This window comes from Vibrio fluminensis (genome assembly GCF_015278125.1).
GTDB lineage: Bacteria > Pseudomonadota > Gammaproteobacteria > Enterobacterales > Vibrionaceae > Vibrio > Vibrio fluminensis.
The window spans coordinates 226165-240000 of sequence record NZ_JADILO010000002.1; the positions used below are offsets into that span (position 1 = coordinate 226165).

11 protein-coding genes are annotated in these 13836 nt (G+C 43.7%); 2 read left to right on the forward strand and 9 right to left on the reverse strand.

Features of this window, described 5'->3' with window-relative positions:
• Positions 1–13: 13 nt before the first annotated feature.
• The 5 genes from IRQ95_RS03640 to IRQ95_RS03660 form a co-directional block, all read right to left on the reverse strand.
• Positions 14–199, reverse strand: coding sequence for a hypothetical protein (locus IRQ95_RS03640; protein ID WP_075649558.1), 186 nt, complete (start codon positions 197–199; stop codon positions 14–16).
• A gap of 181 nt (positions 200–380) precedes the next feature.
• Entirely contained in the window at positions 381–1418 is a 1038-nt protein-coding gene (locus IRQ95_RS03645) for a tetratricopeptide repeat protein (protein ID WP_194435642.1), read from the reverse strand.
• 142 nt (positions 1419–1560) lie between these two features.
• Entirely contained in the window at positions 1561–2229 is a 669-nt protein-coding gene (locus IRQ95_RS03650; RefSeq protein WP_075649557.1) for a YiaD family glycine zipper/OmpA-like lipoprotein, read from the reverse strand.
• 274 nt (positions 2230–2503) lie between these two features.
• Complete coding sequence (locus IRQ95_RS03655; protein WP_194435643.1) at positions 2504–3187, reverse strand: DUF2786 domain-containing protein; 684 nt, start codon at positions 3185–3187, stop codon at positions 2504–2506.
• Between the two features lie 176 nt (positions 3188–3363).
• A complete protein-coding gene (locus IRQ95_RS03660) occupies positions 3364–4044 on the reverse strand; it encodes a DUF3334 family protein (protein ID WP_194435644.1) in 681 nt (226 codons plus the stop codon).
• A gap of 416 nt (positions 4045–4460) precedes the next feature.
• Between IRQ95_RS03660 and ydiJ the strand changes: the two genes are divergently transcribed.
• A complete protein-coding gene (gene ydiJ / locus IRQ95_RS03665) occupies positions 4461–7487 on the forward strand; it encodes a D-2-hydroxyglutarate dehydrogenase YdiJ (protein ID WP_194435645.1) in 3027 nt (1008 codons plus the stop codon).
• Positions 7487–7948: a methyltransferase family protein gene (locus IRQ95_RS03670; RefSeq protein ID WP_194435646.1), complete on the forward strand. Its 462-nt coding sequence runs from the start codon at positions 7487–7489 to the stop codon at positions 7946–7948. Before ydiJ ends, IRQ95_RS03670 begins: the two co-directional genes overlap by 1 nt.
• A gap of 37 nt (positions 7949–7985) precedes the next feature.
• On the opposite strand, the gene IRQ95_RS03675 is transcribed toward IRQ95_RS03670, so the two are convergent.
• The 4 genes from IRQ95_RS03675 to IRQ95_RS03690 all read right to left on the reverse strand — a co-directional run bounded on the left by IRQ95_RS03675 (position 7986) and on the right by IRQ95_RS03690 (position 13754).
• A complete protein-coding gene (locus IRQ95_RS03675) occupies positions 7986–10220 on the reverse strand; it encodes a TonB-dependent siderophore receptor (protein ID WP_194435647.1) in 2235 nt (744 codons plus the stop codon).
• Between the two features lie 549 nt (positions 10221–10769).
• A complete protein-coding gene (locus tag IRQ95_RS03680) occupies positions 10770–11408 on the reverse strand; it encodes a sugar transferase (protein WP_194435648.1) in 639 nt (212 codons plus the stop codon).
• Between the two features lie 11 nt (positions 11409–11419).
• Positions 11420–12601, reverse strand: coding sequence for a glycosyltransferase family 2 protein (locus IRQ95_RS03685; protein ID WP_194435649.1), 1182 nt, complete (start codon positions 12599–12601; stop codon positions 11420–11422).
• A 1-nt stretch (position 12602) separates the two neighbouring features.
• A complete protein-coding gene (locus IRQ95_RS03690) occupies positions 12603–13754 on the reverse strand; it encodes a glycosyltransferase (protein ID WP_194435650.1) in 1152 nt (383 codons plus the stop codon).
• Positions 13755–13836 lie beyond the last annotated feature (82 nt).

Consider the following 13836-nt stretch of genomic DNA (forward strand, 5'->3'; position numbering starts at 1 on the left):
TATCGGTATGCTTTCAGCGCATGAGTTGCGATTGTCGCTCTCTCTGCTCAATTTCACCGATATTAAATTCACGCACATCCATGGCGGCAAAGTCAAAACACTCTTTGCAAGAGTGGTGGCATAAGCCATCAATATATTCGTGTTTGGTTAGCAGGCTTGGTTTCTTACACCAGTCGCAAATTCCTTCAATTGTGAACATGTAACGCTCCTACCGTTATCACCAAGGGTTATTGTTGGAGTGCATTATGACACATATAGTTATTTGACGTTAACTGTTTGTTACGAGAAACAAGAAAGAGATCGATTGCGCAGCCTTCTGTTTGTATGGTTTATAGCCGGTTACGTCTAGTTTAGATATAAAAGTGTAACATGATGTTAACTTACTTTTTGTGCTGCGCTAGGATCACTTTTAGAGCGTGATTGAGACGTTTCATTTCTTCGTCACTACCTTTGAGATCGGGATGATAGATTTTACAAAGCTGCTTGTAACGTTGCTTTATTTTCACGACATCAGGCATGTTATCTTGGCTAAAGCCAAACATCGCGCAGGCGAGCGCGAGTGGTGAATTTGCTGAGCTTTCAACACGTCTGGTTTGGTTGGTACTATTTTGCTGCTTTTTGAGCTCTGAATATAACAGTTCAATTTGCTGTCTTTGCTTTTTCAAAGCCGCATCTTGCTTACTGAGTTGAGTTTTGAGCTTGTGGTTTTCCGCACTACTTAATTCGAGTAGGGATGCACGGCTCGCATTGGAATCGTGTTGCTTTCTCTGTTTGCCCCGATGGCGTAACCAGCCCAATGATCCTGCACTCAGTACCAGCCCTAGACCCGCAAGAGCCCAAGTATTACTGTCGAGAGTGTCAGTTACCCAGTTAGTTTGTTTGCTAGGAGTACTTTCAGCATCAAGCTGTTGCAATTTCGCTATTTGCTTTGCTCGACGCTGATTAAACTCCTGCTCAAGAAGTTGTGCGTAGGCTTGTTCTGCATCAGGGTTTGTTTCCGCCGCTATTTGGTACCAAAGCTTCGCTTGTAGCTGAGTATCGACCACTTCGGCGCGTTTTTCATAAAGCTGTCCAAGCTCAAATTGCGCCTTGTCATCGCCAGCAATGGCTAATTTGGTCAGCCAATAAATAGCGTTGTTTAAATCGGGTTCAATCAGACCACCAGTAAGATACTGCTCAACTAAGTCATACTGAGCGAGTTTGTAGTCGTTGATTGCCGCTTGTTCTAACCAGTAGAACGCTTCTTGCTGAGACTGTGCAACACCATCACCAGATAAGAAGGCCTGTGAAACTTGGTATTGTGCGCGCGGATTATCGAGTTTAGCTTGCGATAGTTGTTCTGCAAACGAGGCTTGAGAAGCGTTTGCGTAACTGAATGATGAAAAACAAAAAATAAGCGTGGTGATTAATCTCATCATCCGTAATGCCTAGTGAGTCAAAAGTGAAAGGCTAAGTATACAGAATTACAAATGAAATTACTTGGATATGAAATGAGGTGGGATTATTGATGAAAGGGGGTAGGTTACCCCCTATTCGATATTTGTCACCGATAGATGTTGATTATTTCAGCGGTAGAATCTGAATCTCAACGCGGCGGTTACATGCGCGACCCGCTGTTGTATCGTTTGAACATAGTGGGAAACGCTCACCGTAACCACGAGAAATTGCGCGACCTGGAGCAACACCTTGTTGTACTAGGTAGTTACGAACGGCTTCTGCACGACGCTCTGATAGCGTTTGGTTCATTGATTCGTTACCTGTGCTATCAGTGTGACCTTCGATCACTAGGCTAGTGTCTGGGTATTCAACTAGAATACGCGCAACGCCACTTAGTGTGCGGTGAATGGTTGGGTCTAGTTGGTAAGAGCTAGATTGGAAACCAATACCATTCTCTAAACGAAGTAGCAGTTGGTTTTCTCCCACACGCTCAACTTGTACACCAGAATCTAGCAGTTGTTTACGTAGTGCTGCTTCTTGTTGGTCAAAGTAGTAACCAGCACCACCACCAATAGCTGCGCCACCAGCCGCACCAATTAGTGCGTTCTTACGACGTTCTTTTGCGTTATCACCAGTAGCAAGACCAACAGCAACACCTGCAATCGCGCCGATTAGAGCACCTTTAGTTGTTGAGTTTGTTTCTGATTCGCCAGTAGTTGCGTTTTGACGTTGAGTTGCCTGACAGCCAGTTAGAGCTACTGTAAGAGCAAGCGCTAGAGTAAGTTTTTTCACAGAAAATTTCTCCATGTGAAAGTGTTTAATATTTCAAGTTCCTTAAACGTTAATCCTGTTCGCCGAATAGCGACGAAGATGAAAGTTTAAACTCTTGGTTATACATACAGAAAATTGATGGATGCCAATAAACCCGATGGCATGCTTTATGTCAAATAAGAGTCATGATAATTGACACAAGATTAACAAGTGCTGAATGAAGTGTTCATTTACACAGCAAAAATCAACAACTAGCAGACATATCTATTCTGCTAGTCAGATACTTCGAGGGGTATTAACGCAGTAGTTTTGGCGCTTGAGCACCATCAATTGGGCGGCTGACTGAAAGCGTACGGCCTTTTTTCAAACCTACCTCATAATCATCAGTCAGGTTTTTCATCGCTTCACGAAGCTGCTGCTTGAAGGTTTCTCGGTCGATATTCTTAAATTCTTTATCGATATAATCTTCTATTTTGTTAGCAGACTCTTCATCAGGAGATATGACGGGTAGCTTCTCTAAAGCGCCTTCAACCCAACCTGAAACGAAAGAGTTTACACGGCGGTTCACTTCCATAGAAGATGTTCCTGTTCCAGCAAAACTATTGCGGAATTTACCAGTATGCTCATTGAGCTCACGGTAGACGATATCAAATGCGAACGCGGCAAAGATTGCACGATCAGCTTCACCTATGAACTCTACGCGCTTAAGACCTTTGTGATTAAGCAACACGGCTTCAACACCAAAGCGGGTGTTAATGCCACGAATAATCCGCAGTAGCGTAGAGCTAATGTTAGAAGGTAGAAGGTGAGTTGATTGGGTTTTGCCCATCTTGATAAACTCGATATCATCCTTATCCAACCCGTATTTGAGCATAAGGCTATGCGCCATTTTGATCGCATTCGCAGCTTCATTGACGTTGGCTGAGTTACCAAGTTCTAGACACTTGGCAATCTTCTTAAGGGCTTTTTGTTTATCCATTGATAGCGACAAAACTCATTAAAATTAGCAAAGTCGGCTATTTTAGCGTGTTATGGACATCGGTCGCAACTTTATACGCTCAATTGCAGCAGAAATTCATTTTTGAGGATGGGGTAAGGGAGATAAATTTAAGGCCCCTAAATTTAGGAGCCTCAATGAGTTAGCGCAGTAAGAGGCTACAAACCCAGTTCGCTAAGTAAGTCGTCGGCTTCGGAATTGCCGCCTTGCGACTTTTTCTCTTTCTCTAGCATCTCTTGACGCGTTTTTTCAAGAATGTCATCTGGGCTTTCGTCTTCAGCGACTTCAAATTCTTCCAATTGGATAAATTCAGTTTTATCCATTGCTAGTTCAAGATAGAAGATGTTGTGGTTTTCTGTTGAGAAAGTCACGCGACGTGCCTGAGGGCGATCTAGGTTGGTGTCTACCGACAAAATGACCTGTTTGTTGAGCGACAACATTTTCGGCTGGTTTTGCGTAATGTGGGTTTGCAGCTCTTTACGGATCTTGTTGGTAAAATCGCCAACAAGTTGGTTCATGAGTTCACCCAGCACGTCACCCACTTCGTCAGAAGTATGAGTAATCGCTAACTCTTCGGGAGGTATCCCCATATGTTGCATGTACTTTGTATAGAGCTCCAGCGCAGCTTTGGCAGTAAAGTTGATCACAACCAAACCAGAAAAACCGCCATCAAACAGTACAAAGCAGCCAAAATCAGGCTTGAGACTTGTTTTGTTGATCTTTTGTACCATAGCGGAGTATGAAACATTAGAGTCTGTCGCTGAGCTAAGAACTCTTGATACTGACTGACATAGTTTAAGAAGAATATCTTCTGTTGTTACGATCTTATTTTTTTTCATTGGCTCTATTCTAACGCTGCTAAAGATTCTACTAACCGCAATAAATGGCACTCAATTTTGAGGCAGCTTTCACAAAAATGGTCGACGCGGTTAGGGCATTGTTACTTAGTTCTTAAGCTAACAAACGGTTGGTTAAGGTAAACACCATAATTTCTATTTTGGCACTCTAATTCTATTTTGATCACGCTTTTAAATGTTGTAAAGTGACGAAAATCAAAAGAATAATACCCATCGCTTTAATTTGTTAGTGTGAGTTTGCGCTGAAATTACATAGAAGGATTCTTTGGTAATAGCTTTTGGGCTATTTAACAGAACCCTAAATGGTAGTGTAATTGGTATGCAACGTACACGGATGATTGATCGATGGCTAAAGTAACCCAAAGCTGATTGGATCAGTGCCGTAGGGGCAGGACGCAATGTTACCAAGACTTCACTCTCATCAAGATATCGATCACGTGGTACTCAGTTTCTTAGACGAACTGAAAAAAGCGGGCTTTACTGGCGATATCGAAACTCAATACTCAAGCCGACTGGCTGTTGCGACAGACAACAGTGTTTATCAACAACTACCACAGGCGGTTGTGCATCCGCGTGATACACACGACGTGACCTTAATCGGTAAGATTTCGGCTAAGCCAATATACGAACGGGTGAAATTCTCACCTCGTGGCGGCGGTACTGGCACTAATGGTCAATCGCTGACTCAAGGCGTCGTTGTTGATCTTTCTCGTCATATGAACCAAGTGCTTGAGATTAATGAGCAAGAAGGGTGGGTTCGCGTCCAAACTGGCGTGGTCAAAGACCAACTTAATGATGCTGTGCGTCCATATGGCTATTTCTTTTCGCCAGATCTTTCTACCAGCAACCGCGCCACCTTGGGTGGCATGATAAATACTGACGCTTCAGGACAAGGCTCATTGAAGTATGGCAAGACTTCCGACCATGTTTTGTCTCTTCAAGCGGTGTTTGCTGATGGCTCAGTATTAGAGTCTGATCTTTCCCATGGCGCGCCTGATGAAGGCACCTATGCGGCGACTGCATTACAGGTTACAGAGCAGGTTTGTCGTGATAAGCGACAACAAATTTCCGATAAATTCCCTCCACTGAACCGTTTTTTAACGGGGTACGATCTCAAAAATGCCATTAATGAGCAAGACGATAGCTTTAATTTAACGCGAGTGCTGTGCGGTGCTGAAGGCTCATTGGCGTTTATCACTGAAGCAAAGCTTAACCTGACTAAAATCCCTAAAGCGCGTACCCTCGTCAATGTTAAGTACAACAGTTTTGATTCGGCATTGCGCAATGCTGCTTTTATGGTTGAAGCCAACGCATTGTCAGTGGAAACCGTCGATTCAAAAGTTCTTAATCTTGCCAAAGAAGACATAGTTTGGCACACCGTGAGTGACCTGCTGACAGATGTTCCGGGCAAAGAGATGCTGGGCATCAACATGGTTGAGTTTGCTGGGCAAGATGTTCAAGAAGTTGAGCAACAAGTTGCGCTGCTGACTGCTCGATTAGAACAAATGCTTGAAGCAGAAGAAGCGGGCATTATTGGCTACCAAGTATGCAGTGATGTTGCCAGCATTGGTAAAATCTACAACATGCGTAAGAAAGCGGTCGGGTTACTAGGTGCCGCGAAAGGTCGCGCTAAGCCGGTGGCGTTCGCTGAAGATACCTGCGTGCCTCCTGAAAACCTTGCTGACTTTATTGTTGAGTTTCGTGAACTGTTAGATACAAAACAACTGCAATACGGCATGTTTGGTCACGTGGATGCGGGTGTTTTGCACGTTAGACCAGCGCTTGATCTTTGCGATCCTCAGCAAGAGCTTATGATGCATGAGCTTTCTGACGAAGTCGTTAAGTTAGTGGCTAAATATGGCGGTTTGATGTGGGGCGAACACGGTAAAGGCTTCCGCTCTGAATATGGTCCAGAATTTTTTGGTGAAGAGCTCTTTACCGAGCTGCGCCGCGTGAAATCGGCATTCGATCCGCATAACAAGATGAATCCAGGTAAGATTTGTACACCACTGGAGAGCGGTGACGAACTGGTTAAAGTCACTGATACCAAACGCGGCTTCTATGATCGCCAGATTAACGTTGAAGTGCGTGATAGCTTTAAGCAAGCGATGGAATGTAACGGTAATGGCTTATGTTTTAACTACGATACAGCTTCGCCAATGTGTCCTTCAATGAAGGTCACCGCAGATCGTCGGCATTCACCAAAAGGACGTGCGGGATTAGTCAGAGAGTGGCTGCGTCAATTAACTGAGCAAGGGATCGATATTCTGGATTTGGAGCAGCAGGCTCTAAAAACGGTGTCGGTTAAAACGATGCTCGATCGTGTGCGCAATAGCTTCAATAAACGCCACCAATACGATTTCTCTCATGAAGTGTATGAAGCGATGAATGGCTGTTTAGCGTGTAAAGCGTGTGCGAGCCAATGTCCAATTAAAGTCGACGTACCAAGTTTTAGATCGCGCTTTTTGAATATCTACTACAGTCGTTATCAGCGTCCAGCTAAAGATTATTTAGTCGCTAACATTGAAACCATGTTACCAATTATGGCGAAAGCGCCAACGTTAGTGAATGGGGTATTAAAGCAAAAATGGGTACAAAGTTTGACCGCCTCAACGGTGGGTTACGTTGATGCTCCGTTGTTGTCAGTGCCGACACTAGATAAGCGAGTGAAGCAGCTTAAGCCGTTTGATATGCAAGCTTTAGCCGCGATGTCGCGCGAAGAGAAAGCAAATCATGTGCTGATTGTGCAAGACCCATTTACGTCGTACTACGATGCTGATGTTGTGGATGATTTCGTTAAACTGATCATCAAGCTAGGTAAAACCCCGGTGTTACTGCCATTTAAACCGAATGGCAAAGCGCAGCACATCAAAGGCTTCTTGGCGCAATTTGCTAAAAAAGCTAAGAGCACTGCAATGTTCCTTGAGCAAGTAGCGGATCTCTCTATTCCTATGGTGGGGGTCGATCCTGCGTTAGTTCTCTGCTATCGAGATGAATACACAGAAATTCTTGGTGATAAGCGCGGTGAATTTGATGTCTTGACGGTGCATGAATGGTTGCTACCAAGACTTAACGAGTTTGAGTCAAGTGAAGCAAAAGGTGAAGCATGGCATCTACTGGCACACTGTACCGAAAAAACCAAGCTACCGAATGCTGAAAAAGAGTGGGGCGCGATCTTTACGCACTTTGGCGCTAAGCTAAATACCGTACCTGTTGGGTGTTGTGGTATGGCAGGGACCTTTGGTCATGAAGTCGACAAACTTGAGATGTCGAAAGATATTTATGGCTTGAGTTGGAAACCTCGCTTAGAGGAATTACCTGCTGATCGCTGTTTGGTAACGGGCTATTCATGCCGCAGTCAGGTGAAGCGTTTTGAGCATGTGAAAACTAAGCATCCACTGCAAGCATTGCTAGAGATTATTTAATGGAACTATTGGAAAGGAAAATTCCACCAGTCGCACTATTTATCATTTTTATCGTGGTAATGGTGCGATTTGACGGTGCTTTGGAGAGTTTCGCGGCTGTGTTGCCGTTTCCATGGACGGTGTTAGCTTGTTCTGTGCTTGTTTCTGGTTTCATTGGCCTTGCTGGCGTTAATGAATTTCGTAAAGCAAAGACCACAGTTAACCCAGTGAAGGTTGATAGCGCCAGCTCGGTGGTTGATACCGGTATCTTTGCTTATAGCCGTAATCCAATGTACCTAGCACTTCTGATTTTATTATTTGGTATTGGTTATTGGCAGCAAAACATGGTCTGTTTGCTGCTTCCAATCGGTTTTGTGTTCTATATGAACCGTTTTCAAATTTTGCCAGAAGAGCGGGCGTTAGAGAAACTATTTGGTGAACAATACCTAGCGTACAAACAGCGCGTGCGTCGCTGGCTATAAAAAGCGAGAGCCCGCATCTTTCTATGCGGGCTTTTTTTTACCAGCTGTAGGTAACATTAGCGATGAAGTTACGTCTATCGCCATAGAAGCAGTTGCCGTAACAGGTTGCGACATATTCTTTGTCGAATAAGTTTTTCATTGCAAGTTGTAGTTTAACGTCATCCATTTGATAGCTTATTGTGGAATCAAATAATGTGTATGAGGGAACTTTTAGATCTTCAACATCATCAGCATAAGTTTCGCCAATGTATCGAGCACCAACCCCGAGACTAAGGCCATCTAAAGAGCCTCCCAATATTTTATAGTTCGCCCACGCAGAGGCAGTTAAGTCTGCAATCTGAGCGGGTGTTTTACCAACACGAGAAGCATCGATATCTTTGCGTATCTCAGAATCAACCAAGCCAAGATTAGCAAGAAGCGTAAGTGATGGTGTAACGTTAGCGACAGCTTCTAGTTCTAAGCCTTTGTTGCGAACTTCACCTATCTGGGTCAGTTGACCTAAATTGTTAGTGCGCACGAGATTTGTTTTATCTGCCAAATAGAGGGCAGCACTAAAATACCCATCGAAATTGCGAGGTTGGAACTTGGTACCAATCTCGATGCTCTCGACCTCTTCAGGTTTTGCTTGGTTTCCATTTTCATCCAACTGGATAACTGGAGCAAAAGATTGTTGATATGCAAGATAGGGTAGAAGGCCATTGTCAGCTTTAAAACCTAAACCAATATTGTAAGTCCATTCTTGATTTTCAACATCGGTGTTATCTCCAGTGGTTGTATTGCGAATTTGGTTGCTGACGTCATCGTAACGCAAACCCGCGAGTAAGATACTCTGCTGAGCAATTTCTATGTGAGACTGTAAATAGATTCCTAGTTGTCGATTTTTGGTCTCGATACGTTGCAAGTTGTCATCGGTAAGCGGGCTCAATGTTGCAGAGCTACTATCTAGGAGCACTAGATTTGAACTATAGCTCGGGTTGTAAGGGTTGAATCGTGGATCTGCGATACTAAAACCAAATGGGGTAGGTAATGCAGAATTCCCATCAGCAACTAACGGAGTATTTGCGTAGTTTCGATTAGAAATATTGAGGCTCTGATAATCAAGCCCAAGCAACCACGTCTGTTCTGTATTTTGTGTTGTCACTTGGTAAGTCAGTCGGTTGTCGATATTTAGAGCGTCAGAAGAACCGTTTTCCACGGTGGCACCGCGAAGAATATCATTACGTTGAGCTAACGGATCAAGCAAAGGGCCTAACGTTGGGTCATCAGCGGCATAACCGATGGCGTACACTTGTTTGAGGTCAATGTCCATTTCACTGTAACGAGTCGATTGTGCAAACTCAAATTGTGGATTGAAGCGATAACTAAATTCATAGCCAAGAGACAATTGTTCACGCTCAAATTTTTCCCAATCAGGATCCCCGATTGCAGTGCTATCGCTGATCTTACCATTGACGTTAGAAGTTAATGTCCCTTCAACTGGCAGAAACTGTAGGTAAGGATCCGAGTCGTCTTTCTGATAGCTGCCTAATAACGTGATGGAAGTTCTGTCATTGACAAGCCAGGTCAGTGAAGGGGCTAGCATGACACGCTCACCTTCAACATTGTTTACACGAGTTTCTGTATCACTGAATAGACCAACAAATCTTGCTGCGAGATTGCTAGATATTTCATGGTTGCTATCTAACTTTAACTGTTTGCGGCTGTAGCTACCGCCTTCAAGACTTACGGTGCCTGAACCACCATCGAACTGAGGGCGTTTACTGATCAGGTTGATCACACCACCTGGGGGTGTCTGACCATATAAAGAAGAGGCTGGACCTCGGACAATTTCAACTCTTTCTAAGGAAAAAGGGTCTATCTGCCAGCTGTAGAATCCTGAAGAACAAAGGCGTGTGCCATCCATATATAAGCCGTTATTGGCTTGTTTGAAGCCACGAATAACAAACCAATCTTGTTTGTTGTCTTCGCCATAAAAGTTTGCTTGGATACCGGGCGTGTATTGCAGGGCGTCTGAAATACTAATTGAAGCGCGGTCATCCATTTGTTCGCGTGTTACTACGGATATCGAACGGGGCGTTTCTGCTATCGGTAGCGCTGTTTTCGTGGCGCTGCGGCTAGTTTCACTGACATAACTGAAATCAGGACCAATGCCACTATCTTCGAGTTGTTGTCCAACAACCACAATTGATTCGTCGTCAGCGTAAACATTGCTGAAAATAAAACAACTAGCAACGACGATAGAGGTCGATTTTAGTTTTAAAAGCCGAGACATAACTTCTCCTTTCCTTGGCTATTACATTTTCGGGATTTAGTGACAGCTGTTTTCTCGAAGCAAGAAGTAAAAGGCTGATACCTCATTTGGTTTTGGGTTGGTGCCCATTACTTTAGTAATATTCGAAATGTTATTTATTTTTATAAACTATCAATAACTTGGCTTTATATATTAATGAAAATAATAATGCAAACTATTGCTATTTGTGTTTGTAATGATTTGCTTGCAAATCTATTAATCGAAATAAGAAATGAAACTAGTTAGGCGTTATGAAAAGGCTAAGGGGAGTGTGCGGCCCCCCCAATCGTGTAGATGAAATGATTTGTTGCCGGAGGCTAGGCGACCGCAATGGGATGACGTAGAGTGCGAGAAGTCAGGCTTGTATTACTGCTCTTTGATTGAGTGCGAAACTCTTGCGGTGTCATAGCCAATTTCTTTTTGAAACTGGTGCAAAAGTAAGGGGTGCTATTAAAGCCACTGAGTTCCTTTGGCGACTCCTGCCTGACTATTAGCCCACTTACTTCGGTAGTGGGCTATTTTTTAACTCAACTATTGTCCGCGACCATTAAACATGACTACTAAAGTTTGCGCGATGATATTCATGTCCATAATAAGCCATGACTTAGTAGAGCGAAGGGATAATGCATAACTGTGGTCGAAACCGACCTTCTTACGTACATCGTCGATACAGGTATCATAGCCTTGATTGACTTGCGCCAAGCCCGTAATGCCAGGCATTACACCGTAAGTTCTATCAGCGAAATACGGAATTTCGTGTTCAAGCTTATTGTAAAAAGAAGGTCGTTCAGGTCTTGGACCAATCAAAGACATCTCTCCTCTGATCACGTTGAATAATTGCGGCAGCTCGTCCAGACGTGTTTTTCTGAGGAATCGACCCACGGGAGTGATACGTGGGTCGTCTTTGGTCGCCCAGACTGCACCCGAACGGCTTTCGGCATCTTGGTACATAGTGCGAAACTTAATAATGTAGAAAAATTCCATGTGTTGAGGGGTTGATTTCCCAACGCGCTGTTGTTGATAAAAAACTGGACCTTTAGACGTTGCTTTAATCGCAATGGCAATCATTGGTAAAATCGGCATAAACAACAGCAGAGCAAAGCAAGCGCCTAACAAATCAAACAGACGCTTTGCGAACCAGATAGGGTAGTTGGCAATGATATGTGGCATGGTTAACCTCCTTATACACGTTCCAAGCGACCAGTTTCGCGACCCAGTATGTAGCGTAAGCCTCCATACAAATTGGCGAAATGCCCAGCAGTAAAATAGCTGATTAGCTGAATAATACGATGAGTAAAAATAGTTGGTAATAATAGACCGAGTGCCGCGATCGAATAGAAGGTGACTTGCAATCCCAGCACTGCAAGAAACAACGTGTGATAGCTAAGGGCAACAGAAGTGATGAGACAGATGATGAGTAAGTACGGAGTAAGTAGACGAAGCGTTTTTCCTGAGCCAAAGGTAAAGGCGACCGCTTTATAGCGAGGTCTCAGTAGTTCTGCCAACATTAACAGTTGCTGCATGTTACCTGCGGATATGCGTAGTCGACGATTGAAGTCTTTTCCTAAGGTAGCGTTTTCTAGTTCGATCGCAACAACATTGGGTTCATATATTGCTTGGTATCCATTGCGCACAATTTCCATTGGTATAACAAAATCATCGTTGATCGTGTCGAGCGCAAGTGGCGTGAATAGCGCTGTACGAAAGAAATAGAGTGCACCGTGTGCGCCGATATTAGCACCTAGATTGGCTTCACCTTGTTGAAGCATCGATTGATACTGCCAATACTTCATTTCTCCGGTGTTTTGGCTGTCGAGAAGTTGATATCGGCTGTTCACCACGCCTACATTGCTTCGATGAAAGTGCTGTGCAGCAAGTAAAAGGGCATCAAATGAGACTAGAGCGGAGACGTCGCTCATGGCAGTAATATCACTATTTATGCTTTGCATGACTTGATTAATAACCGCAACTTTTCCTCTGTTTTGCTCAAATTGGATAATTTCAATATGAGTTTCGCTACAAATCGCTTCTTGAATCGTCGCTTCTGCAATTTCTACGGTACTATCGGTACAGCCATCACAAGCAATGATCACTTTCAGTTTATCTTTTGGGTAATCCAAGCTAGATAGATTGCGTATTTTTTGCGCTATCCAATCTTGCTCATTGTAAGCTGGGATCAACATTGTTATTGATGGCAGAGAGTGATCGGCTTTGGTCACGCGATAAAGGCGCTTGAAGGATGTTTTTTTCCCTGATGGTGTTTTCTTTGCGACTAATTTGAGCAGCAACGGATAACCAATATGGTGATAGACAATTAAAATACTGGAAATAGAAAAAAGTAGTATAAGAGCTAATTCCATCATACTAGCGCGCCTCCACTGCAAGGATTCTATACTTTTCGATCATTTGAGCGAGATCGTTGTTGTTAATAACGAATTCTCGAGGAGTTTGAGTATGACTGCTTATTAGCGCTGTATTAAGTGCGTCAGCAAGAGAGAGAGGATTTTCAGCCACCACAGCCCTTCCGGTTGCTGGGCACAAGGTTTCTTTCACTCCACCAACATTGGTAGCCACAACGGGAACACCGGACGCCTGAGCTTCTAGTGTGGATAGCGGGAATCCTTCGTTGCGAGAAGGTAAGCAAAATAGATCCAGGGATTGATAGAAGCGCGGCATGTCGTCAACCAAACCTAACCAGGTTATTCGATCTTCGATGCCAAGTGTTGTTGCTAACTCTTGAAGGTCTTCGCGCTGGCTGCCTTCACCTGCAAGCGCTAGATGAACGTTATTATTCAGCATTGAGATCGCATGCAGCAGCATGTCTTGACCTTTGACGAACTCGAGTCTTCCAGCACAGCCGATGATCGTTTTGTCTAAAGGGAGTTTGAGTTTTTGCCTCGCTAGAGCTTGGCTGCCTGGTTTAAAGCGTTGGCAATCAATACCATTTTTGATGACGTGAAGGTCGTTGTAATCAAACTTGTCGATCAATTGTGTTGCGACAAAGTCTGCGTCGGCGACCAATCGCGGCTTAACAACGGTTAACACTAAATTTTGCAATCGAGCTCGTTTTGTATTGTCGAAATGCCATCCATCATGTTCGGTGTGAATAACACATTTGATCCCAGCTAATCGGGCTGCGCAGCCAGCGTAGAGTAATGGTCCTATATGATGTGTGTGTACCGTATCGGGTTTTAAAACGGTAAACAACTTGCGAAGCTGATGGATGATGGAGGGTGCAATGCCTTCAGATTTATTGAGAAAAAGAATTTGATGGCTAAATTGGGTAAGCTTGCTCCAGGCTTTAATCGAAGTGGAGCGATTACCCTCTAAGCTGACGACTAAACTTTTGTTATTGGCATTTGATTGTCGCAACATCTCTAAAACCATAGACTCGATGCCGCCGGGTTTAAGGTGTTGCACAACATGGATAGTTAGCACTTTTTCGTTTCGTCTTTGACTACCAGTTAAGTGGTTTGACGTTGAGCAAAGACGATTGTTGTTATTGATAGGCTGCATACACTTTCTCCGTTTTTAGAATGTATTTGCATTAAATGTGCCTGTTTTTATTTTATTTAAATTCAATGACTTATCGTTGCTG

Bases quoted from the DNA above. Each gene is read 5' to 3' on its own strand.
- IRQ95_RS03645 (WP_194435642.1), bottom strand. From the start codon at position 1,418: ATGATGAGATTAATCACCACGCTTATTTTTTGTTTTTCATCATTCAGT.
- IRQ95_RS03655 (WP_194435643.1), bottom strand. From the start codon at position 3,187: ATGGATAAACAAAAAGCCCTTAAGAAGATTGCCAAGTGTCTAGAACTT.
- IRQ95_RS03675 (WP_194435647.1), bottom strand. From the start codon at position 10,220: ATGTCTCGGCTTTTAAAACTAAAATCGACCTCTATCGTCGTTGCTAGT.
- IRQ95_RS03680 (WP_194435648.1), bottom strand. From the start codon at position 11,408: ATGCCACATATCATTGCCAACTACCCTATCTGGTTCGCAAAGCGTCTG.
- IRQ95_RS03670 (WP_194435646.1), top strand. From the start codon at position 7,487: ATGGAACTATTGGAAAGGAAAATTCCACCAGTCGCACTATTTATCATT.
- IRQ95_RS03640 (WP_075649558.1), bottom strand. From the start codon at position 199: ATGTTCACAATTGAAGGAATTTGCGACTGGTGTAAGAAACCAAGCCTG.
- IRQ95_RS03660 (WP_194435644.1), bottom strand. From the start codon at position 4,044: ATGAAAAAAAATAAGATCGTAACAACAGAAGATATTCTTCTTAAACTA.
- IRQ95_RS03685 (WP_194435649.1), bottom strand. From the start codon at position 12,601: ATGATGGAATTAGCTCTTATACTACTTTTTTCTATTTCCAGTATTTTA.
- IRQ95_RS03690 (WP_194435650.1), bottom strand. From the start codon at position 13,754: ATGCAGCCTATCAATAACAACAATCGTCTTTGCTCAACGTCAAACCAC.
- ydiJ (WP_194435645.1), top strand. From the start codon at position 4,461: ATGTTACCAAGACTTCACTCTCATCAAGATATCGATCACGTGGTACTC.